The sequence below is a fragment of the Streptomyces sp. NPDC002580 genome, from assembly GCF_042889485.1.
GTDB lineage: Bacteria > Actinomycetota > Actinomycetes > Streptomycetales > Streptomycetaceae > Streptomyces.
In genome coordinates this window covers 158,893-180,900 of sequence record NZ_JBIAQZ010000011.1, presented here as the reverse complement: position 1 = coordinate 180,900, position 22,008 = coordinate 158,893, and the positions used below count along the sequence as shown (strand labels likewise).

Sequence of the window (22,008 nt, the reverse complement as noted above, 5' to 3'; positions counted from 1 at the left end):
ACCCTCGAGGCGGACGCCGTTCCCCGCGGCCCGCGCCGAGGGGGCGGGAGCCGTGCACGTCCGGCCCGCGCCCGGAGGCGGGAGCCGTCCTGTTCGGCGCGCGTCCCAGGGGGTGGGGTTTTCCCCAGTGCATCGTGGAGGTCCGCCTCATGGCGCGGCGGCGCGCCGCCGGGCAGGCTAGCGGATATGACCGAACGCATGACTCCCGCCAGTCCGCCGGACGATCCGTCCGACGACCACCGGCCGCCCGCCGTACGCATCGCCCTCGAGCCGGTGACCTGGAAGGAGATCTCCCATCTTCTGGTGAATCTGCCGGCCTCGCTCGTCGGATTCGTCTACGTGGTGACGATGGTGGCCCTGGGCGCCGGGCTCGCCGTGACCGTCGTCGGGCTGCCCCTGCTCGCGGGCGGACTGCGGGGCGCCCGGCAGCTGGGCAAGGCGGAGCGGGCGCGGGCGCGGGCACTGCTGGGGCTGCGGATCGACGAGCCGAGCCCGTTGCCGGTGCGCCGGACCGGCTTCTTCGGCTGGCTCTGGTCGAGTCTGAAGGACCCGGTGGGCTGGCGGGCGGTGCTGTACGGCTTCATACGGCTGCCCTGGGGCATCGTCACGTTCACGATGACGCTCGTGTCGCTGTTCGTGCTGTGGCCGGTGCTGCCGTTCATCGCGCGCGGGCTGAGCAACGTGGACCGGGCACTGGTGCGCGGTCTGCTGTCCCCCTCCGACGAGCTGGAACGACGTATAGCCGAACTGGAGTCGGACCGCGGGGTCGTGATCGACACGGCCGCCGCCGACCTGCGCCGTATCGAGCGCGATCTGCACGACGGGGCGCAGGCCCGGCTCGTCAATCTCGCGATGGGCCTCGGTCTGGCGAAGGAGAAGCTCCTGGAGGACCCCGACGCCGCGGCGCTCATGGTCGACGAGGCGCACGGCGAGGTGAAACTCGCCCTCAAGGAACTGCGCGATCTGGCCCGCGGCATCCACCCGGCGGTCCTCACCGACCGGGGTCTGGACGCCGCTCTGTCCTCGATCGCCTCGCGGTGCACCGTGCCCGTGAAGGTGACCGCCGATCTGGACGCACGGCCGGCCGCCGCCATCGAGGGCATCGCCTACTTCACCGTGTCCGAGCTGCTCCAGAACGTCAGCAAGCACAGCGGGGCAAGGTCCGCGGCCGTCGACGTCTGGCGCACGGACGAGCGTCTGCTCATCCAGGTCCGGGACGACGGGCGCGGCGGGGCGGGCCTCGACGGCGGTACGGGCATGGCGGGGCTCGCGGACCGGCTCGGCGCGGTGGACGGACTGTTCGTGGTCGATTCTCCGGTCGGCGGCCCGACGGTCATCACGGCCGAGCTGCCCTGGCGGGACCGCCAGAACGAGCCCGCGCAGCAGTAGCGACAGTCGCGGCGGCAGCGGTCGTGGCATGGGCCGGCGGTAAGGCGTGACCGGCGGCAGGCGTAACGGTGGCTGCGGCGGTTGCTACGGCTACGGCGGTGGGAGACGAGCGACGGGGCCACCGGCGCGCGCCGGGAAGTGCGAAGCCGTGTGCGGGAGCAGACGGCCCGGCGCGGGAACGGGCCGCCGGGCGCGGGGAGCGGGCCGCCGGGCGCGGGGAGCGGGCCGCCGGGGTAGGGAAAACCCCCCGCTCAAGACGCCGATCCGCTCCATGTCCGGCAGGCGTCCCGGACGGCAGGGTTGAGTGCAGGAGCCGAGGCGCGGAACGAGTCGAGGCGCGGGACGGGACGAGAGGACGGACGAGCCGATGGCCACGGAGTACGGACACGGATACGGGCACCGGAGCGGACCCGGATTCGACGGGCCCGGATTCGACGGTGCGGGTACCGGCGGGCGGCGGCACCGTCTTCCGGCCCCGCTGCGGGCCCCGATCGAGGCCCGCAGCTGGCGCGAGTTCGGCTACGTGATGCTGAGCCTGCCGCTCGGGATCATCATGTTCGTGTTCGCCGTCACGATGATCTCGCTCGGCGCCGGGCTGCTGGTCACCTTCCTGGGCATTCCGGTGCTCGCCGCCGCGCTGGCCGGCTGCCGCGCTTTCGGCTCGCTGGAGCGGGCTCGGGCACGGGGAATGCTCGGCGTCGAGGTGGCCGAGCCCGAACCGCTGCGGATGAGGAAGCACGGGGCGATGGCGTGGATGGGCGCCGTGCTCAAGAGCGGCTCCTCGTGGCGGCATCTGCTGTACACGGTGGTCCAGTTCCCGTGGTCGGTGTTCTCCTTCGTCGTGGCGCTGAACTTCTGGGCCTACGGGTGGGCGCTGCTGACCTACCCGCTGTGGTTCTGGGTCTTCCCGATGTACGGCGGCCAGGACGGCCTCCAGCTGTACGGCGACGAGACGCACTCCGTCTACCTGGACAACCCGTTCGAGATCGCGGTGGCCGCGCTGGTGGGGCTGCTCTTCACGATGGCGACCCCCTGGATCGTGCGGGCGCTGACGAGCGTGGACCGGCTGATGGTGCACGGGCTGCTCGGCCCCTCGCGGCTGGCCACACGGGTGGTGGAGCTGGAGTCGGACCGTGGGGTCGTGGTCGACACGGCCGCCGCCGACCTGCGCCGTATCGAGCGCGATCTGCACGACGGGGCGCAGGCCCGGCTCGTCGCCCTGGCGATGGATCTGGGGCTCGCCAAGGAGAAGCTGACCGAGGACCCCGAGGCCGCGGCGCGGATGGTGGACGAGGCGCACGGCGAGGTCAAGACGGCGCTGCAGGAGCTGCGGGATCTCGCCCGGGGGATCCATCCGGCGGTGCTGACCGACCGCGGACTCGACGCGGCACTGTCCGCGGTGGCCTCGCGGTGCACGGTGCCGGTCCAGGTGGAGGTGGATCTGCCGGCGCGTCCGGCGCCCGCGATCGAGGGGATCGCCTACTTCACGGTGTCCGAGCTGCTCCAGAACATCAGCAAGCACTCCCGTGCGACGCGGGCGACCGTGGATGTGTGGCGGGTGGAGAACCGGCTGATGATCCAGGTCGGCGACAACGGGGTCGGCGGCGCCGATGTCTCCGAGGGGTCGGGCCTGGCGGGGCTGACGGACCGGCTCGACGCGGTGGACGGAATCCTGGTGGTGGACTCGCCGCCGGCCGGCCCCACCCGGATCACGGCGGAGCTGCCCTGGCGCGGCTGAGCCCCCTTCGCCGCGATACCCCGGTGGACCCCCACCGGGGTATCGCGGTGCGGTGCCCCGAGTGCGTACCTCGTGGGGGTGTCCGAGGGCGTACCCCAGCGGGGTAGCTGTGCCCCTGCCCCTGCCCCTGCCCGTTCCCGTCGTGGGGCCAGTGACCGGGCGCGGCCCGGCGCGAGCGCAGACGCCTGTGCCGGCACAGGCACAGGCAGCGCACCGGCGAGTCGCCGGTTTTCCGAGACAGAATGTTCAACCCCCTAGCGGGACCCCCTAATCACGTCGCCCGGGCGCATCCCGGTCCGAATGCTGGAATGCTGGGGTCTGTCGTACGAGCGGGAGCGGATCCGGCCGGTCCGGAGTCGGCCCGGGGTGGGCTCTGGGGGGCCGAGAAATCGTGGAGGACAGAGTGCGAGTGGTCATCGCCGAGGATTCAGTGCTGCTCAGGGAGGGCCTGACCCGGTTGCTGACCGACCGCGGGCACGACGTGGTGGCGGGGGTCGGGGACGGTGAGGCGCTGATCAGGACCATCACCGAGTTCGCGGCACAGGACGCGCTGCCGGACGTCGTGGTCGCGGACGTGAGGATGCCGCCGACGCACACCGACGAAGGCGTGCGGGCGGCCGTGCAGTTGCGCAAGGCCCATCCGGGACTCGGTGTGCTCGTGCTGTCGCAGTACGTGGAGGAGCGCTACGCCACCGAACTGCTGGCCGGTTCGAGTCGCGGCGTCGGCTATCTGCTCAAGGACCGGGTCGCCGAGGTGCGCGAGTTCGTGGACGCGGTCGTGCGGGTGGCCGAGGGGGGTACGGCGCTGGACCCGGAGGTCGTGGCGCAGCTGCTCGGCCGCAGCCGCAAGCAGGACGTGCTGGCCGGGCTGACACCCAGGGAGCGGGAAGTGCTGGGGCTCATGGCCGAGGGCCGGACGAATTCCGCCGTGGCCCGCCAGCTGGTGGTCAGTGACGGTGCCGTCGAGAAGCACGTCAGCAACATCTTCCTGAAACTGGGCCTTTCGCCGAGCGACGGGGATCACCGGCGTGTTCTGGCCGTCCTGACCTACCTGAACTCATGACCGGCTGACACTGTGTCAGTCGTCGAGCGGAACCAAGCCGAAACAGAACCAAGGGGTGGGCCGGGGGCGTCATTCGAGGAGAAGGCCGGGGGCGGGAAAAATCGTGAGAAGTCAGGGCGCCGGGTCGTCTCAAAATCGTGTCCAATATGCGAATGACCCAAGGAAGGCGACCCTTACCGACGTAGGGTTGAAAGCGGAAGGGTCTGTGGGAAGGCCCCTCCCGGACAGCCGCCTCAAAGGAGGTCCAGTTCAGTGACGAGCAAGGTCAGCAGCCCAACGGAACAGGCCGACGAAGCAGTCGTAGGAGAACAGCGCAAACCACCGGGGACGAAAGACGTCCGTCGGCTCGACCGGGTCATCATCCGGTTCGCGGGGGACTCCGGTGACGGTATGCAACTCGCCGGCGACCGCTTCACCTCGGAAACGGCCTCCTTCGGCAACGACCTCTCGACCCTGCCGAACTTCCCTGCCGAGATCCGCGCACCCGCGGGCACCCTGCCCGGTGTCTCCTCGTTCCAACTGCACTTCGCCGACCACGACATCCTCACTCCGGGCGACGCGCCCAACGTCCTCGTGGCGATGAACCCGGCGGCCCTGAAGGCGAACATCGCCGACGTCCCGCGCGGTGCGGAGATCATCGTCAACACGGACGAGTTCACCAAACGGGCGATGCAGAAGGTCGGTTACGCGGCCAACCCGCTGGAGGACGGCTCGCTGGACGGCTACAACGTCCATCCGGTCCCGCTCACGACGATGACCGTCGAGGCGCTCAAGGAGTTCGAGCTCTCCCGCAAGGAGGCCGAGCGGAGCAAGAACATGTTCGCGCTCGGACTGCTGTCGTGGATGTACCACCGGCCGACCGAGGGCACCGAGAAGTTCCTGCGGACCAAGTTCGCCAGGAAGCCCGACATCGCGGCCGCCAACCTCGCCGCGTTCAGGGCCGGTTGGAACTTCGGCGAGACGACCGAGGACTTCGCCGTCTCCTACGAGGTCGCACCGGCCTCCCAGGCCTTCCCGACCGGCACCTACCGGAACATCTCCGGGAACCTCGCCCTGTCGTACGGCCTGATCGCCGCCTCGCGGCAGGCCGATCTGCCGCTCTACCTGGGCTCCTACCCCATCACCCCGGCCTCCGACATCCTGCACGAGCTCAGCAGGCACAAGAACTTCGGGGTGCGCACCTTCCAGGCCGAGGACGAGATCGCGGGCATCGGGGCGGCACTCGGCGCGGCGTTCGGCGGCTCGCTCGCCGTGACGACGACGTCCGGACCGGGCGTGGCGCTGAAGTCGGAGACGATCGGACTCGCCGTCTCGCTCGAACTCCCGCTGCTCGTCATCGACATCCAGCGCGGCGGACCCTCGACCGGCCTGCCCACCAAGACCGAGCAGGCCGACCTGCTCCAGGCGATGTACGGGCGCAACGGCGAGGCTCCGGTGCCGATCGTCGCGCCTCGGACCCCGGCCGACTGCTTCGACGCGGCGATGGAGGCGGCCCGCATCGCGCTGACGTACCGGACGCCCGTACTGCTGCTCTCCGACGGCTACCTGGCCAACGGCAGCGAACCGTGGCGCGTCCCGGAGACCGACGAACTCCCCGATCTGCGGGTGCAGTTCGCCCAGGGGCCCAACCACACGCTGGACGACGGCACCGAGGTCTTCTGGCCCTACAAGCGGGATCCCGCGACCCTCGCCCGCCCCTGGGCCGTCCCCGGAACACCCGGGCTCGAGCACCGCATCGGCGGTATCGAGAAGCAGGACGGCAGCGGCAACATCTCGTACGACCCCGCCAACCACGACTTCATGGTCCGCACCCGCCAGGCCAAGATCGACGGCATCGACGTCCCCGACCTCGAGGTCGACGATCCCACCGCGGGCACCGACACGGCGGCCAACACCCTCGTCCTGGGCTGGGGTTCGACGTACGGCCCGATCACCGCGGCGGTCCGCCGGCTGCGCGCCGCGGGGGAGCACATCGCGCAGGCCCATCTGCGCCACCTCAATCCCTTCCCGCGGAATCTGGGCGCGGTGCTGGGGCGTTACGACAAGGTGGTGATCCCCGAGATGAACCTCGGTCAGCTCGCCACTCTCGTGCGGGCGAGGTATCTGGTGGACGCGCACTCCTACAACCAGGTCAACGGCATGCCGTTCAAGGCCGAGCAGCTCGCCGCGGCTCTCAAGGAGGCCATCGATGGCTGACACGTCAACGGAAGGCACGGGCACGATCGAGGCGCTTTCGCTCGTCCCCAAGGCCGAGGCCAGGCAGTCCATGAAGGACTTCAAGTCCGATCAGGAAGTGCGCTGGTGCCCCGGCTGCGGTGACTACGCGATCCTCGCCGCCGTACAGGGCTTCATGCCCGAACTCGGCCTGGCGAGGGAGAACATCGTCTTCGTCTCGGGCATCGGCTGCTCGTCCCGCTTCCCGTACTACATGAACACCTATGGGATGCACTCCATCCACGGCCGCGCCCCGGCCATCGCGACCGGCCTCGCCTCCTCCCGCCGCGACCTGTCCGTGTGGGTCGTCACCGGCGACGGCGACGCCCTGTCCATCGGCGGCAACCACCTCATCCACGCCCTGCGCCGCAATGTGAACCTGAAGATCCTGCTCTTCAACAACCGCATCTACGGGCTGACCAAGGGCCAGTACTCCCCGACGTCCGAGGTCGGCAAGATCACCAAGTCGACGCCGATGGGCTCCCTGGACGCACCCTTCAACCCGGTGTCGCTGGCGATCGGCGCCGAGGCGTCCTTCGTGGCCCGGACCGTGGACTCCGACCGCAAGCACCTCACCGAGGTGCTGCGGCAGGCCGCGGCCCACCCCGGCACGGCCCTGGTGGAGATCTACCAGAACTGCAACATCTTCAACGACGGCGCCTTCGAGGTCCTCAAGGACCGGCAGCAGGCCGAGGAGGCCGTCATCCGCCTGGAGCACGGGCAGCCCATCCGGTTCGGTGCCGACGGCGCCCGCGGCGTGGTCCGCGACCCGGCCACCGGGGACCTGGAGGTCGTCACCGTCACCCCCGACAACGAGGCGCGGATCCTCGTCCACGACGCCCACACCGCGTCCCCGACCACCGCGTTCGCGCTGTCCCGCCTCGCCGACCCGGACACCCTGCACCACACCCCCATCGGGGTGTTCCGCTCGGTCGACCGGCCGGTCTACGACGTCCAGATGTCCGACCAGCTCGACGCCGCCATCGAGCAGAACGGCAAGGGCGACCTCGCCACGCTCCTCGCCGGCGGCGACACCTGGACGGTCGTCGGCTGAGCCGGCGGGCGTCGTACGACGCCGCACCGCGCGCTTCGGGACCCGGCCGGCCGCCGGGGTCCCGGGAGCGGGCGGGTTCTAGGCCCGGGCCTTGAGTGCCCGGGCCTCGTCGTACGCGGCGCGGGAGCGCTCGACGTCGGCCATGCGGTCACTGGTCCACAGCGCCAGCGACCGCACCTGCTCGGCGGCCTCCCGGCCCAGCTCGGTGAGGGAGTAGTCGACGCGCGGCGGGATGACCGGCTTGGCGTCGCGATGGACGAGCCCGTCGCGCTCCAGCGTCTGGAGGGTCTGGGTGAGCATCTTCTCGCTGACCCCTCTCCCGATCCTGCCGATCGCCCGGCGCAGCTCGCTGAAACGGTACGGGCGGTCCAGCAGCTCGATCAGGACCAGGACACCCCAGCGACTGGTGACGTGTTCCAGGACCAGTCGGTAGGGGCACATCGCCTCACCGGCATCGCGCGCGTCCACTGCCTTGTTACTTACGGCCATGCCAGTACCTTACTTCAAGGTGGGTACTTTCCAGAAGTTAGTGCACCTCCTAGGGTGAGTGTCATCCGCACCCCACAAGGAGATTCACGTCATGAGCATTGTCGTCACGGGAGCCACCGGACACCTCGGCCGTCACGTGGTCGAGCAGCTGCTGGAGAAGGTCCCGGCCGAGCAGATCACCGCTGTCGTGCGCGACGAGACGAAGGCCGCCGACCTCGCGGCCCGCGGCGTACGGCTCGCGGTCGCCGACTACAACACGCCCGAGACCTTCGACGGCCTGTTCGCAGCCGGCGACAAGGTGCTCCTGATCTCGGGCAACGAGTTCGACAAGGGCCGCGTCCAGCAGCACCGGGTCGTCATCGACGCCGCCGGGGCGGCCGGAGTGTCCCTGCTCGCCTACACCAGCGCCCCCGGTGACCTGACCGCGGCGCTGGCCGACGACCACCGCGCCACCGAGGACGTCCTGCTCGCCTCCGGCGTGCCCTACACGCTGCTGCGCAACGGCTGGTACCACGAGAACTACACCGAGAACCTCGCGCCGGTGCTGGAGCACGGCGCCGTCGTGCAGGCCGCGGGCGAGGGCCGGATCGCCTCCGCCGCGCGCGCCGACTACGCGGCCGCCGCCGTCGCGGTGCTGACCGGCGAGGGCCACGAGAACCGGACGTACGAGCTGAGCGGCGACACGGCGTGGGGCTTCACCGAGTACGCCGCCGAGCTGAGCCGGCAGACCGGCAGGGAGATCGTCTACAACCCGGTCTCCCCCGAGGCCTTCGCCGGGATCCTGACCGGCGCCGGGCTGCCCGAGGCCTTCGCCGGGATCCTCGCGGGCGTGGACACCTCCATCGAGAAGGGCGAGCTGGCCGGCACCTCCGGCGACCTGTCGCGCCTGGCGGGCCGTCCGACCACGCCGATCGCCGAGGCCGTCGCGGCAGCACTGAAGGGCTGACTCCCCCGCGGAGACCGGGCGCCGCTCCCCCACCCCGCCTGTCATGACCGTATGGCGATACGGGCATGACAGGCGGGGGTCTCCGGCGCTACCTTCTTCCAGGCTGTCCGGAAATTCCCGAACCCATGGGGCCCTCCGGAGCACAGGGACGCGACAGGCGTCCGAGGTCTTGGAAGAAGGAGACGCCGGTGGCCGGCAAGGCGAGGGGCGAGCAGCACATAGGTCTGCTGAACGGCTTCGCGGCCTATGGCATGTGGGGGCTCGTCCCCCTGTTCTGGCCGCTGCTGAAGCCCTCCGGAGCGATCGAGATCCTCGCCCACAGGATGGCGTGGTCGCTGGTGGTGGTCGGTGTCGTGCTGCTGGTCATGCGGCGCTGGGCCTGGGCGGGCGAACTGCTGCGGCAGCCGCGCAAGCTGGCGCTGATCACGGTCGCGGCGGCGGTCATCACCGTCAACTGGGGCGTCTACATCTGGGCGGTGAACTCCGGGCACGTGGTCGAGGCCTCGCTCGGCTACTTCATCAACCCCCTCGTCACCATCGCGATGGGCGTGCTGCTCCTCAAGGAGCGGCTGCGTCCGGTGCAGTGGGCGGCGGTGGGCATCGGCTTCGCGGCCGTCCTCGTCCTGACGATCGGCTACGGCCACCCGCCGTGGATCTCCCTCTGCCTCGCCTTCTCCTTCGCCACGTACGGCCTGGTGAAGAAGAAGGTCAACCTCGGCGGCGTCGAATCGCTCGCCGCCGAGACCGCGGTGCAGTTCCTGCCGGCCGTGGCGTACCTGCTGTGGCTGGGGTCGCGGGGCGACGCGACGTTCAGTACCCAGGACCCGGGCCACGCCGCGCTGCTCGCGGCGACCGGCGTGGTGACCGCGATCCCCCTGGTCTGCTTCGGCGCCGCCGCCATCCGTGTGCCGCTGTCCACCCTGGGCCTGCTCCAGTACATGGCCCCCGTCTTCCAGTTCCTCCTCGGGATCCTCTACTTCCACGAGGCCATGCCGGCCGAGCGGTGGGCCGGGTTCGCGCTGGTGTGGCTCGCGCTGTCGCTCCTGACGTTCGACGCGCTGCGCGCCGCACGGCGGGGCGCCCGGGCGCTGCGGGAGTCGGCCCGCACGAACGTGTCCGAGGCCGCCTCGGACACCACCGCCGGCTCCGCTCCGGCCGGTCCCGCCGTGGCTCCGGCCGACATTGCCGTCGGCGCCGGTTCCGACGGCCTCACCCTTGCCGCGGACGCCGCCGCCCTGACCACGGGCGGCACCTCGGCGTCCGGGGCGCAGGCCACCGCCTGAGGAACGTGACCGGGGGCGAGGCCTGGCCTGGGGCGCGCGAGGCGCCGCCCCGGGGCTGAGGGCCCCTGGGCCCGGTGCCGGAGTGCCTGGCCCCGGCGACGGGGGCGGCCGTCGGACGCGTACGGCATCGGGTGCGGTCCACGGCGCCACGGTCGCCGCCACGACGGACGAGACCGGGTCGGGTCCGGCGATTCCGTTGCCCGCCCGGTCGCCGAACCACTATGAGTGGGTCCATGACGTCCACTCCCGTGCCCGCACCCACGCCCGTCCACTGGAAACTCGTCATCGACTCCGCCGATCCGCACGCGCAGGCCGACTTCTGGTCCGCGGCCCTCGGTTACACGGTCGAGGACAACAGCGCCTTCATCGAGCGGCTGCTGGATCTCGGCGCCCTTCCCGCCGAGGCCACCGTCGACTTCCACGGCCGCCGCGCCTTCCGGGACCTGATCGCCGTACGGCACCCCGACGACCCCTTCGACGAGGAACGCGGCACCGGCCTCGGGCGGCGGCTGCTCTTCCAGCGCGTTCCCGAGGCCAAGACCGTGAAGAACCGCCTCCACCTCGACCTGCACCCGGGCGAGGGACGACGGGCCGGCGAGGTCGGGCGTCTGACGGCGCTGGGGGCGAGCGTGCTCCGGGAGGTCAAAGGAGCGGCGGGCGAGTGGGTGGTGATGGCGGACCCCGAGGGGAACGAGTACTGCGTCCACTGACGCCGGAGCCGCGCGCCCCGGGGCGCCCTGGTCATCCTGGGCGCCCCGTCGCCCCGGTCACGGCGTTCTCCTCTGACAACGAGTTCTCACCCGGCACCCGGGCACCCCGAGCACCCAGGCACCCCAGGCACCCCAGGCACCCCAGGCACCCCAGGCACCGAAGCGTTCGCCCGGCTCCTGTTCCACGCGTTCTGGTCGTCACTCGCCGTGGGGGCGGGGGGTCCGGTCGTACGGATTGTCCGTCGTGGCGCGGGCGCGTTCGGCGAGGCGGCCCATCCGGGTGCGGGCCGACTCGAGCTGTTCGATGTCGTCGGCGGCGGGGCCGCCGTCGGCCGTGAGCTCGGTCCACACCCCGATCAGTTCCCGCCCGAGGTGCAGACCCTGGAGCGGGTCGCGGACGGCGCGCCACGCGGCGGCCGCGCTCTGGACGTTGCCGTAGGCGGCGCGCCCGTCCCGGTGGCGTCGGCGGACCCTCGCCAGGTCGAGCGACAGATGGAACGACCTGAGCGCGTCGCCTGCCAAGTAGGCGATGTAGGCGGTCAGCTCGCGCAGCTTCAGCACCTCGGGGTGTTCCTGGCCCAGCGACCGCGCCGCCTCCGCGACGACGCCCTCCGCCATCGCCGCGGCGGACTCGATACGGCCCGTCTTCACGGCCTCGTTGATCCGGGCGACGGGCTCCTCGAGGAATGCCGCCGCCGCGTCCCGTCCCTCCGTGGAATCCTCCGGGCTCTGTCCGAGCACCGCCTCGGCGACGGCGTCGAAGCCGCGCACGGGAGCGGGCTTCGGTTCCGGTTCCGGCTCCGGGGCAGGCAGGGACAGCGCCTCCATCGCCGGGGTCGGCCTCCGCTCGGGAACGGGCAGGGGTTCGGGAAGAGGCAGGGGCTCGGGCGTCGGTGCCGGCGTCCGCTCCGAGGCGGGCTCCGCCCCGGAGGCGGGACCGACCAGCGGGGGCGGTCCGAATTCCCCCGTCGGAACGGTCACCGTCGCGGCCGCCGACTCCGGCACCGCGCGCAGTACGTGCGTCGACGCGCTCCCGGGCAACGGCCTCGGCTCCGGTACCGCCCGCAGGGCGTGCGTCTCCTTGTCCCGGCGCGGGGCACCCGGCGTCCCCTCGGCCCCCGTCGACCGCCCGGTGGGCGCGGGAGCGGGCGGAAGCGGCGGCTCGGGCGGCGCCGGACGCCGCTGGGCCGGCGGCCAGGGTGCGGGGGCGGGCGGCTCCGGCACGCCGCGGACCGGCGCCCGCGGGGCGTCCCCGACCGGATGCCCCGGGCGTTCCTGGGCCGGTGGCCGCGGGGTGTCCCGGTCCGACCGGTGCGGGGGCTCCTGAACCGGGGGCCGACCGAGATCCCTTACCGGGGGCTGGGCGAAGTCCCTGGCCGGGGGCCGGGTCTGGCCCTCGGCCGGGGCGTGCCGGTGCTCCTGCGCGGCCGGAGGCTGCCCAGGCCGGTGGGATTCCCGCTCGTGCGACTGCTCGTGCGACGGGGGGTGCGGCTGGGCGTGCGGCTGCTCACGCGGCTGCGGTTCGGGCCACGCCCGCGGTGCCAGGCGCACGGGCTCCCCCGTGTAACGGCTGGAGCCGTCCACCTGCACCTGGAGCGGTACGACGAAGCCGATGCTCTCGTCGTGGATGGTGGCGAGAACCGGGTGTCCGGTGGCGAGGGCGAGACGGTGGAGGTAGTTCAGCACCGCGCCCTGCACGGCCTCCCCGGGCGCGGCGACGACCGGCACCCCACCGACGGTGGCACCGCTCGGGACCCCGCCGGCACCCCGGAACGGGTCACTCTCCGCGTCGTCAGCCGACGCCGGCACATGGACCTCGATCGGCGTCGTTCCGCTGGTCGGCCGCCCCCCGGCACCGGCCGCCGGGCGCTGCCGATTGATTTCCCGCTTCTGTTCGCGGCTGAGTCGAGACATCGGTTCCTCACGAAGGGGTGAACGAGAACGAGGAGGGCAGGGACGAGAGCGAGGAAGGCACCGAGGAACGCGACGAACGCGGCGCGCTCACCGCATCACGATGGTCCCGCGGGCCACAGCCCGTCAACGCCGGAACCCCGGTCACGGACACGACCGGCGGCGCGGCGGCTCTCCTGGCGCGTACCCGCGCGGACCAGGGCGCACCCCTGTGGCACCCGGGGAACGTCCCGCCCCGGTCCGGCGCCTCGTCCGCCCCGCCATCCGAGCCCAGCCCGGCGCCCGCCCCGCCCGGCGCTCCGCTCCCCGCCCGTCATGACCGCCGGCAAGGTCAGCACGGCCGGAGCGCCGTCGGCCACCCGGGTCAGGGTGGATCCGCCCCCGCTGGACATCCGCCCCCGCCTGTCACGTTCCGGTCTCGGGTACACGCGGTCGAGTCTCGCGGCTCCCGCCCGCTCCTCGCGTCACCACCGCGTCACAGACTCGTCCCAGGAACCCACGCCCCATTACCCGACACGGTCGGGCACCGGCAGGATCGGGAAACCGGCGAGGTGAGAACACCCATGCGGGAGATCGGACTAGTGTTCGGCACGAATGAACCAGGGGGTGGCCGTGCACGGGAACGAGGAAGCGCGGGTACTCGGGAGCGGCCCGGGCGGTCCAGGCAGTCCGGACGGGCGAGGCGGGCCGGAGATATGGCTCCGCGGGCCGACCGGCGAACCGGAACGGCCGCACACGCCCCACGAAGAGGGGCGCCTGCACATGGCGAGCGCCCGGCGGTTCTCCTGGGTCGCCACCCACGGCGGAGCCGGCACCTCGACGCTCGCCACCGTCTTCGGCGGCCATGACGCGGGCCGCGCCTGGCCGCGCCCGGACCGGGGCGAGCCGTGCTCGGTCCTGCTCGTCGCGCGGACGCACGCGGCGGGCCTGGACGCCGTCACGCAGGCCCTCGGCGTCTTCCGTCGTGGCGAAGCGCCGCCGGGACTCGATCTCGACGCCGTCGTCCTGGTCGCCGACGCGCCCGGCCGGCTGCCGCGCCCGCTGGCCCGGCGCGTCGAGATGATCGACTCGGTCATCGACGTCTACCGGGTGCCGTGGATACCCGCGTGGCGCACCGGCGACCTTCGCGGGCCGTTGCCGCGCGGCATCGCGCCATTGGCCCGGCTGACCGGAAGGACCGCGCCGTGACCCCCCTCCGCGCGATCACCGCCCGGGCGTAGCCCGGAAGTCCGCCACCCGGTGCCGCCGAAGGCCTCGCCGGTGTCGTGGATGTCCCGCGGCGGCCCTTCACCCCCGGCTCCGCGATCACCTGGACATTTAAATGCATGCGCATATATTGTTCATGCATACAGTCGGGCCGTTCGTGGCGCGCGCACCCCAGGGGGGACCATGACCCGCAGTTTCCTGTTCCTGCTCGGCAGCAGCCGCGCCGGAGGCAACACCGAGCGGCTGGCCCGCAAGGCCGCCGAGCAGCTGCCCGCCGATGTCGGGCGGCGCTGGCTGAGCCTGGCCGAGCATCCGCTGCCCGACTTCGTGGACCTGCGCGGCGACGGCGACCACGCCCGTCCCGCCGCCGGGAGCACCCCGGCCCTGTTCCTCGACGCCACGCTCGCGGCCACCGACATCGTGATCGCCTCCCCGCTGTACTGGTACTCGGTGTCCGGACAGGTCAAGCGCTACCTGGACCACTGGTCGGGCTGGCTGCGCACCCCCGGCGTCGACCTCAAGGCCACCCTGGCCGGGCGCACCCTCTGGGGTGTGACCACGCTCGCGCACGAGGAGAACGAGGTCGCCGACCCGCTGATCGGCACGCTGAACCACACGGCGGCGTACATGAGGATGCGCTTCGGCGGGGTCCTGCTCGGCAACGGCAGCGGGCGCGAGGACGTGTTGAACGACGCCGAGGCGCTCACCCGCGCGAAGACCTTCTTCGCCCAGGAACCGCAGGCCGCCCGCTTCCCGTACGAGGTGTGAGGCGCCGTCTCGCCAGGTCCCGTCGTCACCTTCGCGCCTGCCCCGCGGGCGACGACGGGAAGGTGACGAACGGGACCTAGGCGGCGATGTCCTTCGTCGTGAAACGCGCCCACGCCGCCGACCCGAACACCGCGGCGTACAGGCCCTGGAGGCCCAGGTCGCGGACCAGGTCGTCCCAGTAGACGGGGTCGCGCATGAGGTCGGCGAAGGACAGCCAGTAGTGGGAGAAGAAGTACGGCTGCAGCGCGTGCAGCTGGGGGATCTGGTCGAGGATCTGGACCGTGACGAGGAGGCCGACCGTCGTGGCCATGGCCGCGATGCCGCTGTTGGTGAGGGTGGAGACGAACAGCCCGAGCGCGGCGACACCGGTCAGGGACGCGGCGACGACGAGAGCGATGAGCAGCGCTCTGCCGAGTCCCTCGGCGAATCCGATGCGGGTCCCGGAAATGGTGGTCAGCTCGCCCAGCGGGAACAGCAGAGCGCCCACCAGGAGCGCCGAGACGGCCACCATCAGGGTCGCGACCAGGCAGAACGTCATCGTCGTCGCGTACTTGGTGAGCAGCAGCCGGGTACGCCCCGCGGGTGCGACGAGGAGATAGCGCAGGGTCCCCGCGTTGGCCTCACCGGCGATCGCGTCGCCCGCGACGACACCGATCGCCATCGGCAGGAAGAAGGGCAGGGTCGCGGCCAGCGCGGTGAACACCAGGAACAGGCCGTTGTTGGTGATCTGCGCGATGAACGCCGGCCCCTCACCACCGCCGCCACCGGCCCTCGAACCGTCGCCCGTCTCGATCCTGACGGCGATGCCGATGAGCACCGGGACGGCCGCGAGCACGCCGAGCAGCGCGAGCGTCCGCCAGCGCCTGAACGTCGTGAGGAGCTCACTGCGGAAGAGGCCGAATGTCCACAGCGGACTCGGCGCCCGCCCCGTCCCCGTCCCCGCGCGCGCGGTCACCGCCCCTCCAGCCGTGCCGCCCGTCTCCGCGTCCGCGCCCCTCCTCGTACCCGCACCCGGACTTGTACGCGTACGCGCGCCCACGGTCGCGGTCACCGTGCCTTTCTCCGCCGCCGTCCCCGCGCCCGGCGTCGGCCGACCCTCAGCCCGCGACATCGAATCCCTCCCCGGTCAGCGCCACGAACGCGTCCTCCAGTGAGGCCCGCTCGACCCCGAAGCCACGGACCCGGACGCCCGCCGCGACCAACGCGGCGTTCAGTTCGGCGAGTTCGCCCCCGGGCGGCTCCGCGGTCACCCCTGTCCCGGTCACCACGAGATCGGCGACGCCCTGTTCCTTCAGGACCCGTGCCGCGTCGCCCGCGTCCGGGGTGGTCACCACCAGCCGGCCCCGGGCACTCGCCGCGAGATCGGCCACGGGGCCCTGGACGACGAGCCGACCCCGCGCCATCACGGCCGCGTGCGTGCAGACCTGCTCGATCTCGTCGAGGAGGTGCGAGGAGAGGAAGACGGTCGTGCCGTCCGACGCCAGCTCCCGGACCAGGGAGCGGATCTCGCGCATTCCCTGGGGATCGAGTCCGTTGGTCGGCTCGTCCAGGACGAGGAGCCGACGGGGCTGGAGCAGCGCGGCCGCGAGTCCGAGCCGCTGCTTCATGCCCAGGGAGTACGCCTTCGCCTTCTTGCCCGCGGCGGCGGTGAGGCCGACCCGGTCCAGGGCGTCCGCGACGCGCCGGCGCCGGGTGCGGGGGTCGGCCGTCGGGTCTGCGGCGTCGTACCGGAGCAGGTTGTCCCGCCCGGAGAGGAACCCGTACAGCGCGGGGCCCTCGATGAGCGCCCCGACGTGCGGGAGCACGGCTCGCGCGGACCGGGGCATGGGCCGCCCCAGCACGCGCGCGGTGCCCGAGGTCGGCTCGATCAGCCCCATCAGCATGCGGATGGTGGTGGTCTTGCCCGAGCCGTTCGGGCCGAGGAAGCCGAAGACGCTGCCCGCCGGGACGGTCAGGTCCAGGCCGTCGACGGCGAGCTGCCCGCCGCGGAACCGCTTGCTCAGTCCGCGTGTGGCGATCACCGCGTCGGCCGGCCCGGGAGGGGATCCGGAACCCGGATCGGCCCCGGGTCCGGAGTCAGATCCGAAGTCAGGTCCGCACCCGGACCCGAGATCGGGTCCAGGACCGGACCCGGGCTCGGACCTCGGATCGGACCCGGGCTGGGCGGCGGACAGCTCCTCCATGCGCTCCCTCGGTTCGGTCTGCCGGTGGACCTACTGGGCCGCGTTGGCCGCCTTCACCAGCGCGTCCTTGGTGACGGCGCCGGCGTACACCTTGCCGTCGTCGGTGATCAGCGCGTTGACCAGGCGGGTCGAGAAGACCGTGCCCGAGCCGAACTTGCCGGTGACGTGGTCGCCGAGGGAGTTCAGGAAGCCGTCGACGTCACTGTTGCCGGTCGATCCGGACCCGCCGGACGGCAGGCCCTGGCCGTCGGTGTCGAACACGGCGATGGAGTTCCAGCCCTCGCCGATGGTCTTCATACCGGCGAGGCCCTCGCCGGGCCCTTCGCCGCCGTCGGGCCGCGCCTTCTCGGCGCCCTTGGGCGCGTCGCCCTTCACGCCGTCGCGGTCGTGGCTCTTCACGCCCTCGTGGTCGTCACTCTCGGTGACCTTCGCGCCCTTCGGCGGGGTGAAGGCGAACGTCGAGGCGGCCGGCTCGGAGAAGTCGACCCGGGTGAAGCCCGCGTCCACGACGGCCGCGCCGCCGCTCGCCGGGGTCAGCGTGAACTTGAGCGGAAGCCCGGTCCTCGCGTCCACCGCGATGCTGATCGCGCCGACCGTGGAGCCCGACTGCCTGGGCTTGACGACCAGCTTGTAGGCGTCGCGCCCGGCGACGTGCGCGGTGCCGTCGACGGTCACGGAGGTCGTGTCGTCCACGGACTTGAGGACCTCGTCGGCGAAGTCCTTGGGGGTCGCCGGGAGATCCCGCGGCGCCTTCTCCTCGGCGCCCCCGGACTCGGCGGACGTCACGTGGTAGACCTCGTTCGACTTGCTGTCGTACGCCCACACGTCCTTGCCGTTGTGGATGACGCTGTACTCGGCGGCGTTGTCGAGGAGCGAGACCTTGCCCTTGTCCGGGCCGTCGGCGGCGACGCGCAGCGTGTGCGTGCCCGAGGCCAGTTCGAGGAGCTTGGAGCGGGGATCCGCGGAGGAGCCGTCGTCGCCCCGGACGGCGCCGGAGGCGAAGCCGCTCGTCAGGCCGCCCAGGTCGGGCAGTCCGAGATCGGTGCTGATCTTGACCGTGCCGGACACCTGCTGGACGTCCGACTTGGCGATCTTCTCGATGAGTTGCTGAGCGGTGACCTTCGGCAGGTCGGGGTCCCCGGAGTCGGCGAGCGCCGGGACGAGCCCGATGGTCGCCGCCGCCACCCCCACCACCGCGACCGGAACGACGTACCGCGCGGCCCTGCGGCGCCCGGCGCGCATGTCGTCGGTGTCCGCGGCCTCTGCGGCCCTCGCGTTGTCGTCGGAATCGTACGGTGCCATGTGTGCCTTACCTCCGTCGTCGGCGGCGGCCATACCGTCGTGCCCTGTTCCACCCCTGAGCCGCCATTCTCACCCGAACCGGTGAGGAGTGGTGTTCTCAATCTGACCAAATCGGCCGGAGGGAAGCGTCAGCCCCCGGGCTCAACTCCTCGTACTCCTGCGGTATGACGTGAGAGGGCGGCGCCTCCCCCGACCCGTAGGGGTCGTGCCGGGAAAGACGCCGCCCTGGTCCACGCGCCCGGCCGGAACCCGGTGGGCTTCCGGCCGGTCACGGCACTCAGCGCTGCACGAACACGTAGTCCGCCCGGTAGGGGACGCCCACGATCGTGCCCGGCGAGCAGGAGCCGGCCGGGGCGACGCCGCCCACGGTGTTGAGGCGCAGGATCTCCTGCGTGTGGGCCAGCAGGCCGTGGTGACGGCCCGTCCGGGTGGCCCTGAGGTCGAGTTCGGGGATGTTCGTTGCGCCGTTCGGGGTCTTCGCGATCAGCGCGCCGGTGACCGCGCTGCGGTCGGGCGCGACCCACTGCGGGGTACCGGAGTTGGGCTCCACGAACGAGTGAGCGATGTGGCCGCCCAGCCGGGCCTCGACGTCACGCTGGGCGAAGGCGTAGCCACCGCCCTCGGCCGGCTTGCACTCGTAGATCTGCTTGCCCTCGACCACGGACGCCTGGAAGTTGTGCAGGGCGTTCCTGAAGTCGAAGGTGCCCGTGACCTTGTGGAGCTGACCCCGGACGGCGCCGCCCGGGAACGCGCTGGTGTGCAGGTTGGCGTAGAACGAACCGGGGTCACTCTTCAGTGTGTCGAGCAGGGCCGCGTCCTCGACCTTGACGGTCCCGACGACGCTGTGACCCTTGATCCGGCCCAGCAGCTTGCCGAAGTCGATCCTGACCCCGCCGTTGACGCCCTTGGCTCCCTGGTGGAGGTGGAGCAGGGTGGGCCTGCCGGTGCCGCGCCAGGACACGGCCACGGACACCTCGTCGCCCTCGACCTTGATGAACTCCAGCGCCGCGCCGTCCTTGTCACCGACGGCCGGACCGCCCGGGACCGGCACCTCGCTCGCGCCGCGCAGACTGGCGGCGAGGATGGTGCCGCCGGTGCCGCCCATGACTCCGTGCCGGGTGACGACGGTCCGGTCGTCGCCTCCAAAGTGGTCCACGGCGCCGGTCCCGCCACGGCTCGCCCCGCCCTCCCCGCTCGCCTTGCTCCCGCCGGTCTCGCTGTCGCTCGCGCTGTGGCTCGCACCGCTCTTCCCGCCGCGGCCGCCGTGGTCGGCGGCGACCGCCGGGACGACTGCGGCGACGACACCTGCCGCCGCCGCGACACCGGCCAGGATCAGGCTCTTGCGACGCGCCGTGAACGTGGCGTTAGATCCCATGATTCTGTTTTCTCCCCGTACGCGGCCGACGCCCCCTGCGTCAGCTTCTGCGCAGGGGTACGGGCCCGACCCGACCCCGAACTCAATCCAGGGAAAGTGGCGCCGGTCACATTCTCAGAACCAATCAAATCAGGCGCCTATTCGAGCAAAAAGTGGCGTGAATCCGTACTAAGGGGTGGCAGCAGCGATCGGCATCGCCCGGTACTCCAGGGTGACGGATCGAGGATCGAGGAATCGCCATGCCCGGCAAGGGACACATCGCGGGATACGCCGCCACGGGCGCCGCCCTCCTGGCACTCACCCTCTCCGGATGCGGAGGGGGCGGAAGCGGGAACGGGGGCGGCTCCCCGCCGAGCACCGGCTCCACGGGATCGGCGTCGGCCACGCTGACCACCGCCGAGGTCGGGAAGCTGGGCACGGTCGTGACGGACGGCAAGGGATTCGTCCTGTACCGCTTCGACGCGGACTCGGCCGATCCGACCGAGGTCAGCTGTTACGACACCTGCGCCAAGGTCTGGCCGGCGGCCACGGCCCCGGGCACCGTGACGACGAAGGGGATCGACAAGAACCTGGTCTCCACGGTGGAACGCGCCGACGGCGGAACCCAACTGACCCTCGCCGGCTGGCCTCTCTACCGCTACGCCGAGGACGGGAAGCCGAAGGAGGCGCACGGCCAGGGAGTCGACGGGACGTGGTTCGCCGTGTCACCGACCGGAGCGAAGATCACCACACCGGCGCCGGCGTCGACCTCCCCGACCACGGGAGGCGGGGGCTACTGACCGGCAGATCCCCTCTCGCCCGCCGCCAGACGCGGACACGGCTCTTACCGGCCCAGGCGCCCACGGACCCGGTCCGCCGCGCCCCGCTCGAGCGGGCGCCGATGTCATCAGCCCCCGGCACACGACGACGGTCCCGTTCCGCCCGGCACTCCACGGACCCGGTCCGGCCCGGCCTGCGGCCACCGCGAGGCCGGTCCCACCCGACCCGTCACACCGCAAGGCCGGTCCCCCTCGAACCCGCGCGGCCCGAGGTCGGACCCACCCGAACCCGCACACCCCGAGGCCGGTCCCGTCCGGCGCCGTACGCCGTCAGGCCGGTATCAGCCCGCCCGGTGCACCACGGCGTCCACCAGCTCGACCAGGGCGGCCTTCGCGTCGCACTCGCGCAGCGGGGCCAGCGCGGCCCGCGCGTCCTCCGCGTACCGCACGGTGTCCCGGCGCGCCTGCTCCAGCGCCGGATGCTCCCGCAGCCGGGCCAGCGCCTCCGCGTGCCGCGCGTCGTCCGTCAGGTCGGAGTCCAGCAGCTCGCACAGCGCGATGTCCTCGGCGAGTCCCAGCCGCTCCGCGCGCTCGCGCAGCCGCAGCACCGGGAGCGTGGGGATGCCCTCGCGCAGATCGGTCCCCGGCGTCTTCCCGGACTCGTGCGAGTCGGACGCGATGTCGAGGACGTCGTCCGCGAGCTGGAAGGCGACGCCCAGCCGCTCGCCGTACTGCGTCAGCACGTCCACGACGGTCTCGTCGGCGCCCGACATCATCGCCCCGAACCGGCACGCGACGGCGACCAGCGAACCGGTCTTTCCGCTGAGCACGTCGAGGTAGTGATCGACCGGGTCGCGCCCGTCGCGCGGCCCCGCGGTCTCCAGGATCTGCCCGGTGACGAGCCGCTCGAACGCCTCGGCCTGGATCCGGACGGCCTCGGGCCCGAGGTCGGCCAGGATGTACGAGGCACGGGCGAACAGGAAGTCACCGGTCAGGACGGCGAGCGAGTTGCCCCAGCGGGTGTTGGCGCTCTCCACCCCGCGCCGCACCTCCGCCTCGTCCATGACGTCGTCGTGGTACAGCGTGGCGAGATGGGTCAGCTCGACGACGACGGCCGAGGGCACGACACCCGGCGCGTAGGGGTCACCGAACTGCGCGGCGAGCATCACGAGCAGCGGCCGGAACCGCTTCCCGCCGGCCCGCACGAGATGCTGGGCGGCTTCCGTGATGAAGGGGACCTCGCTCTTGGTGGCTTCGAGCAAGCCCTCCTCGACAGCCGCCAATCCGGCCTGGACATCGGCTTCGAGAGCCTGGTCCCGCACGCTCAGCCCGAACGGCCCGACGACGGTCACGAGAGGTTCTCCTGTCTGCTGACGATCACATGGCGAACTCGGTCGATGACACGGTTTGTCGATGTGTCGCTGCCATCACTCAAGTCAGCGTATCCGGTCACGTTTCGATCACCACGAGCGCCCACCGTCCCCTGGCCGACTTCGCTCCGCCAGCAGGTATACGGGAGTACACCCGTAAGGCACACGAGATGTACCTGCCCGCCCCAACGACGAGTACCCCGACGCGCGGGCACATGCGGATCACCGGCGGTATGTTCATGATCAGTA

18 protein-coding genes are annotated in these 22,008 nt (G+C 71.9%); 11 read left to right on the top strand and 7 right to left on the bottom strand.

Going from position 1 to position 22,008, the window contains the following annotated elements:
• Positions 1-186: 186 nt before the first annotated feature.
• The 5 genes from ACFYW7_RS30700 (at position 187) to ACFYW7_RS30680 (ending at position 7,458) form a co-directional block, all read left to right on the top strand.
• A complete protein-coding gene (locus tag ACFYW7_RS30700) occupies positions 187-1,389 on the top strand; it encodes a sensor histidine kinase (protein WP_389508305.1) in 1,203 nt (400 codons plus the stop codon).
• 367 nt (positions 1,390-1,756) lie between these two features.
• Positions 1,757-3,127, top strand: coding sequence for a sensor histidine kinase (locus ACFYW7_RS30695; RefSeq protein WP_389508303.1), 1,371 nt, complete (start codon positions 1,757-1,759; stop codon positions 3,125-3,127).
• 403 nt (positions 3,128-3,530) lie between these two features.
• Complete coding sequence (locus tag ACFYW7_RS30690) at positions 3,531-4,190, top strand: response regulator (RefSeq protein WP_389508301.1); 660 nt, start codon at positions 3,531-3,533, stop codon at positions 4,188-4,190.
• 252 nt (positions 4,191-4,442) lie between these two features.
• On the top strand, positions 4,443-6,386 hold the full coding sequence (locus ACFYW7_RS30685) for a 2-oxoacid:acceptor oxidoreductase subunit alpha (RefSeq protein ID WP_389508299.1): 1,944 nt from the start codon (positions 4,443-4,445) through the stop codon (positions 6,384-6,386).
• The gene (locus ACFYW7_RS30680; RefSeq protein WP_389508297.1) at positions 6,379-7,458 is read left to right on the top strand and encodes a 2-oxoacid:ferredoxin oxidoreductase subunit beta; all 1,080 of its coding nucleotides are present in this window, start codon (positions 6,379-6,381) and stop codon (positions 7,456-7,458) included. The genes ACFYW7_RS30685 and ACFYW7_RS30680 overlap by 8 nt, the downstream gene beginning before the upstream one ends.
• Positions 7,459-7,536: 78 nt before the next feature.
• On the opposite strand, the gene ACFYW7_RS30675 is transcribed toward ACFYW7_RS30680, so the two are convergent.
• Complete coding sequence (locus ACFYW7_RS30675; RefSeq protein ID WP_389508296.1) at positions 7,537-7,947, bottom strand: winged helix-turn-helix transcriptional regulator; 411 nt, start codon at positions 7,945-7,947, stop codon at positions 7,537-7,539.
• Between the two features lie 91 nt (positions 7,948-8,038).
• Between ACFYW7_RS30675 and ACFYW7_RS30670 the strand changes: the two genes are divergently transcribed.
• The 3 genes from ACFYW7_RS30670 to ACFYW7_RS30660 all read left to right on the top strand — a co-directional run bounded on the left by ACFYW7_RS30670 (position 8,039) and on the right by ACFYW7_RS30660 (position 10,886).
• Positions 8,039-8,893, top strand: a complete 855-nt coding sequence (locus tag ACFYW7_RS30670; protein WP_389508294.1) for an SDR family oxidoreductase — start codon at positions 8,039-8,041, stop codon at positions 8,891-8,893.
• A 188-nt stretch (positions 8,894-9,081) separates the two neighbouring features.
• Complete coding sequence (gene rarD, locus ACFYW7_RS30665) at positions 9,082-10,176, top strand: EamA family transporter RarD (RefSeq protein ID WP_389508292.1); 1,095 nt, start codon at positions 9,082-9,084, stop codon at positions 10,174-10,176.
• 233 nt (positions 10,177-10,409) lie between these two features.
• The gene (locus ACFYW7_RS30660; RefSeq protein WP_389508290.1) at positions 10,410-10,886 is read left to right on the top strand and encodes a VOC family protein; all 477 of its coding nucleotides are present in this window, start codon (positions 10,410-10,412) and stop codon (positions 10,884-10,886) included.
• A 198-nt stretch (positions 10,887-11,084) separates the two neighbouring features.
• Here the strand turns inward: ACFYW7_RS30660 and ACFYW7_RS30655 are convergent, their stop codons facing one another.
• Complete coding sequence (locus ACFYW7_RS30655; protein ID WP_389508288.1) at positions 11,085-12,614, bottom strand: hypothetical protein; 1,530 nt, start codon at positions 12,612-12,614, stop codon at positions 11,085-11,087.
• A 777-nt stretch (positions 12,615-13,391) separates the two neighbouring features.
• Between ACFYW7_RS30655 and ACFYW7_RS30650 the strand changes: the two genes are divergently transcribed.
• Together ACFYW7_RS30650 and ACFYW7_RS30645 are read left to right on the top strand one after the other, a co-directional pair.
• On the top strand, positions 13,392-13,985 hold the full coding sequence (locus tag ACFYW7_RS30650; protein ID WP_389508286.1) for a DUF6668 family protein: 594 nt from the start codon (positions 13,392-13,394) through the stop codon (positions 13,983-13,985).
• Positions 13,986-14,186: 201 nt separating this feature from the next.
• Positions 14,187-14,771 (top strand): flavodoxin family protein, encoded by a 585-nt coding sequence (locus ACFYW7_RS30645; protein ID WP_389508284.1) that lies wholly within the window; start codon positions 14,187-14,189, stop codon positions 14,769-14,771.
• Between the two features lie 76 nt (positions 14,772-14,847).
• Here ACFYW7_RS30645 and ACFYW7_RS30640 read toward each other — a convergent pair whose 3' ends face one another.
• From ACFYW7_RS30640 to ACFYW7_RS30625, 4 genes are all read right to left on the bottom strand, one after another.
• A complete protein-coding gene (locus ACFYW7_RS30640) occupies positions 14,848-15,882 on the bottom strand; it encodes an ABC transporter permease (RefSeq protein ID WP_389508282.1) in 1,035 nt (344 codons plus the stop codon).
• Positions 15,869-16,954: an ABC transporter ATP-binding protein gene (locus ACFYW7_RS30635; protein WP_389508280.1), complete on the bottom strand. Its 1,086-nt coding sequence runs from the start codon at positions 16,952-16,954 to the stop codon at positions 15,869-15,871. Before ACFYW7_RS30635 ends, ACFYW7_RS30640 begins: the two co-directional genes overlap by 14 nt.
• 30 nt (positions 16,955-16,984) lie before the next feature.
• On the bottom strand, positions 16,985-18,256 hold the full coding sequence (locus tag ACFYW7_RS30630; protein WP_389508278.1) for an outer membrane lipoprotein carrier protein LolA: 1,272 nt from the start codon (positions 18,254-18,256) through the stop codon (positions 16,985-16,987).
• Between the two features lie 277 nt (positions 18,257-18,533).
• On the bottom strand, positions 18,534-19,631 hold the full coding sequence (locus ACFYW7_RS30625; protein ID WP_389508275.1) for a CHRD domain-containing protein: 1,098 nt from the start codon (positions 19,629-19,631) through the stop codon (positions 18,534-18,536).
• Positions 19,632-19,870: 239 nt separating this feature from the next.
• On the opposite strand from ACFYW7_RS30625, the gene ACFYW7_RS30620 reads away from it, so the two are divergent.
• Complete coding sequence (locus tag ACFYW7_RS30620; protein ID WP_389508272.1) at positions 19,871-20,410, top strand: hypothetical protein; 540 nt, start codon at positions 19,871-19,873, stop codon at positions 20,408-20,410.
• A 320-nt stretch (positions 20,411-20,730) separates the two neighbouring features.
• Here the strand turns inward: ACFYW7_RS30620 and ACFYW7_RS30615 are convergent, their stop codons facing one another.
• Positions 20,731-21,741, bottom strand: a complete 1,011-nt coding sequence (locus tag ACFYW7_RS30615) for a polyprenyl synthetase family protein (RefSeq protein WP_389508270.1) — start codon at positions 21,739-21,741, stop codon at positions 20,731-20,733.
• Positions 21,742-22,008: the final 267 nt, after the last annotated feature.

What these genes read in the sequence shown, in the direction of transcription:
- ACFYW7_RS30700 (WP_389508305.1), top strand. Translation starts at nt 187, where the DNA reads ATGACCGAACGCATGACTCCCGCCAGTCCGCCGGACGATCCGTCCGAC.
- ACFYW7_RS30695 (WP_389508303.1), top strand. Translation starts at nt 1,757, where the DNA reads ATGGCCACGGAGTACGGACACGGATACGGGCACCGGAGCGGACCCGGA.
- ACFYW7_RS30680 (WP_389508297.1), top strand. Translation starts at nt 6,379, where the DNA reads ATGGCTGACACGTCAACGGAAGGCACGGGCACGATCGAGGCGCTTTCG.
- ACFYW7_RS30675 (WP_389508296.1), bottom strand. Translation starts at nt 7,947, where the DNA reads ATGGCCGTAAGTAACAAGGCAGTGGACGCGCGCGATGCCGGTGAGGCG.
- ACFYW7_RS30670 (WP_389508294.1), top strand. Translation starts at nt 8,039, where the DNA reads ATGAGCATTGTCGTCACGGGAGCCACCGGACACCTCGGCCGTCACGTG.
- ACFYW7_RS30660 (WP_389508290.1), top strand. Translation starts at nt 10,410, where the DNA reads ATGACGTCCACTCCCGTGCCCGCACCCACGCCCGTCCACTGGAAACTC.
- ACFYW7_RS30650 (WP_389508286.1), top strand. Translation starts at nt 13,392, where the DNA reads ATGAACCAGGGGGTGGCCGTGCACGGGAACGAGGAAGCGCGGGTACTC.
- ACFYW7_RS30645 (WP_389508284.1), top strand. Translation starts at nt 14,187, where the DNA reads ATGACCCGCAGTTTCCTGTTCCTGCTCGGCAGCAGCCGCGCCGGAGGC.
- ACFYW7_RS30640 (WP_389508282.1), bottom strand. Translation starts at nt 15,882, where the DNA reads ATGTCGCGGGCTGAGGGTCGGCCGACGCCGGGCGCGGGGACGGCGGCG.
- ACFYW7_RS30635 (WP_389508280.1), bottom strand. Translation starts at nt 16,954, where the DNA reads ATGGAGGAGCTGTCCGCCGCCCAGCCCGGGTCCGATCCGAGGTCCGAG.
- ACFYW7_RS30630 (WP_389508278.1), bottom strand. Translation starts at nt 18,256, where the DNA reads ATGGCACCGTACGATTCCGACGACAACGCGAGGGCCGCAGAGGCCGCG.
- ACFYW7_RS30625 (WP_389508275.1), bottom strand. Translation starts at nt 19,631, where the DNA reads ATGGGATCTAACGCCACGTTCACGGCGCGTCGCAAGAGCCTGATCCTG.
- ACFYW7_RS30620 (WP_389508272.1), top strand. Translation starts at nt 19,871, where the DNA reads ATGCCCGGCAAGGGACACATCGCGGGATACGCCGCCACGGGCGCCGCC.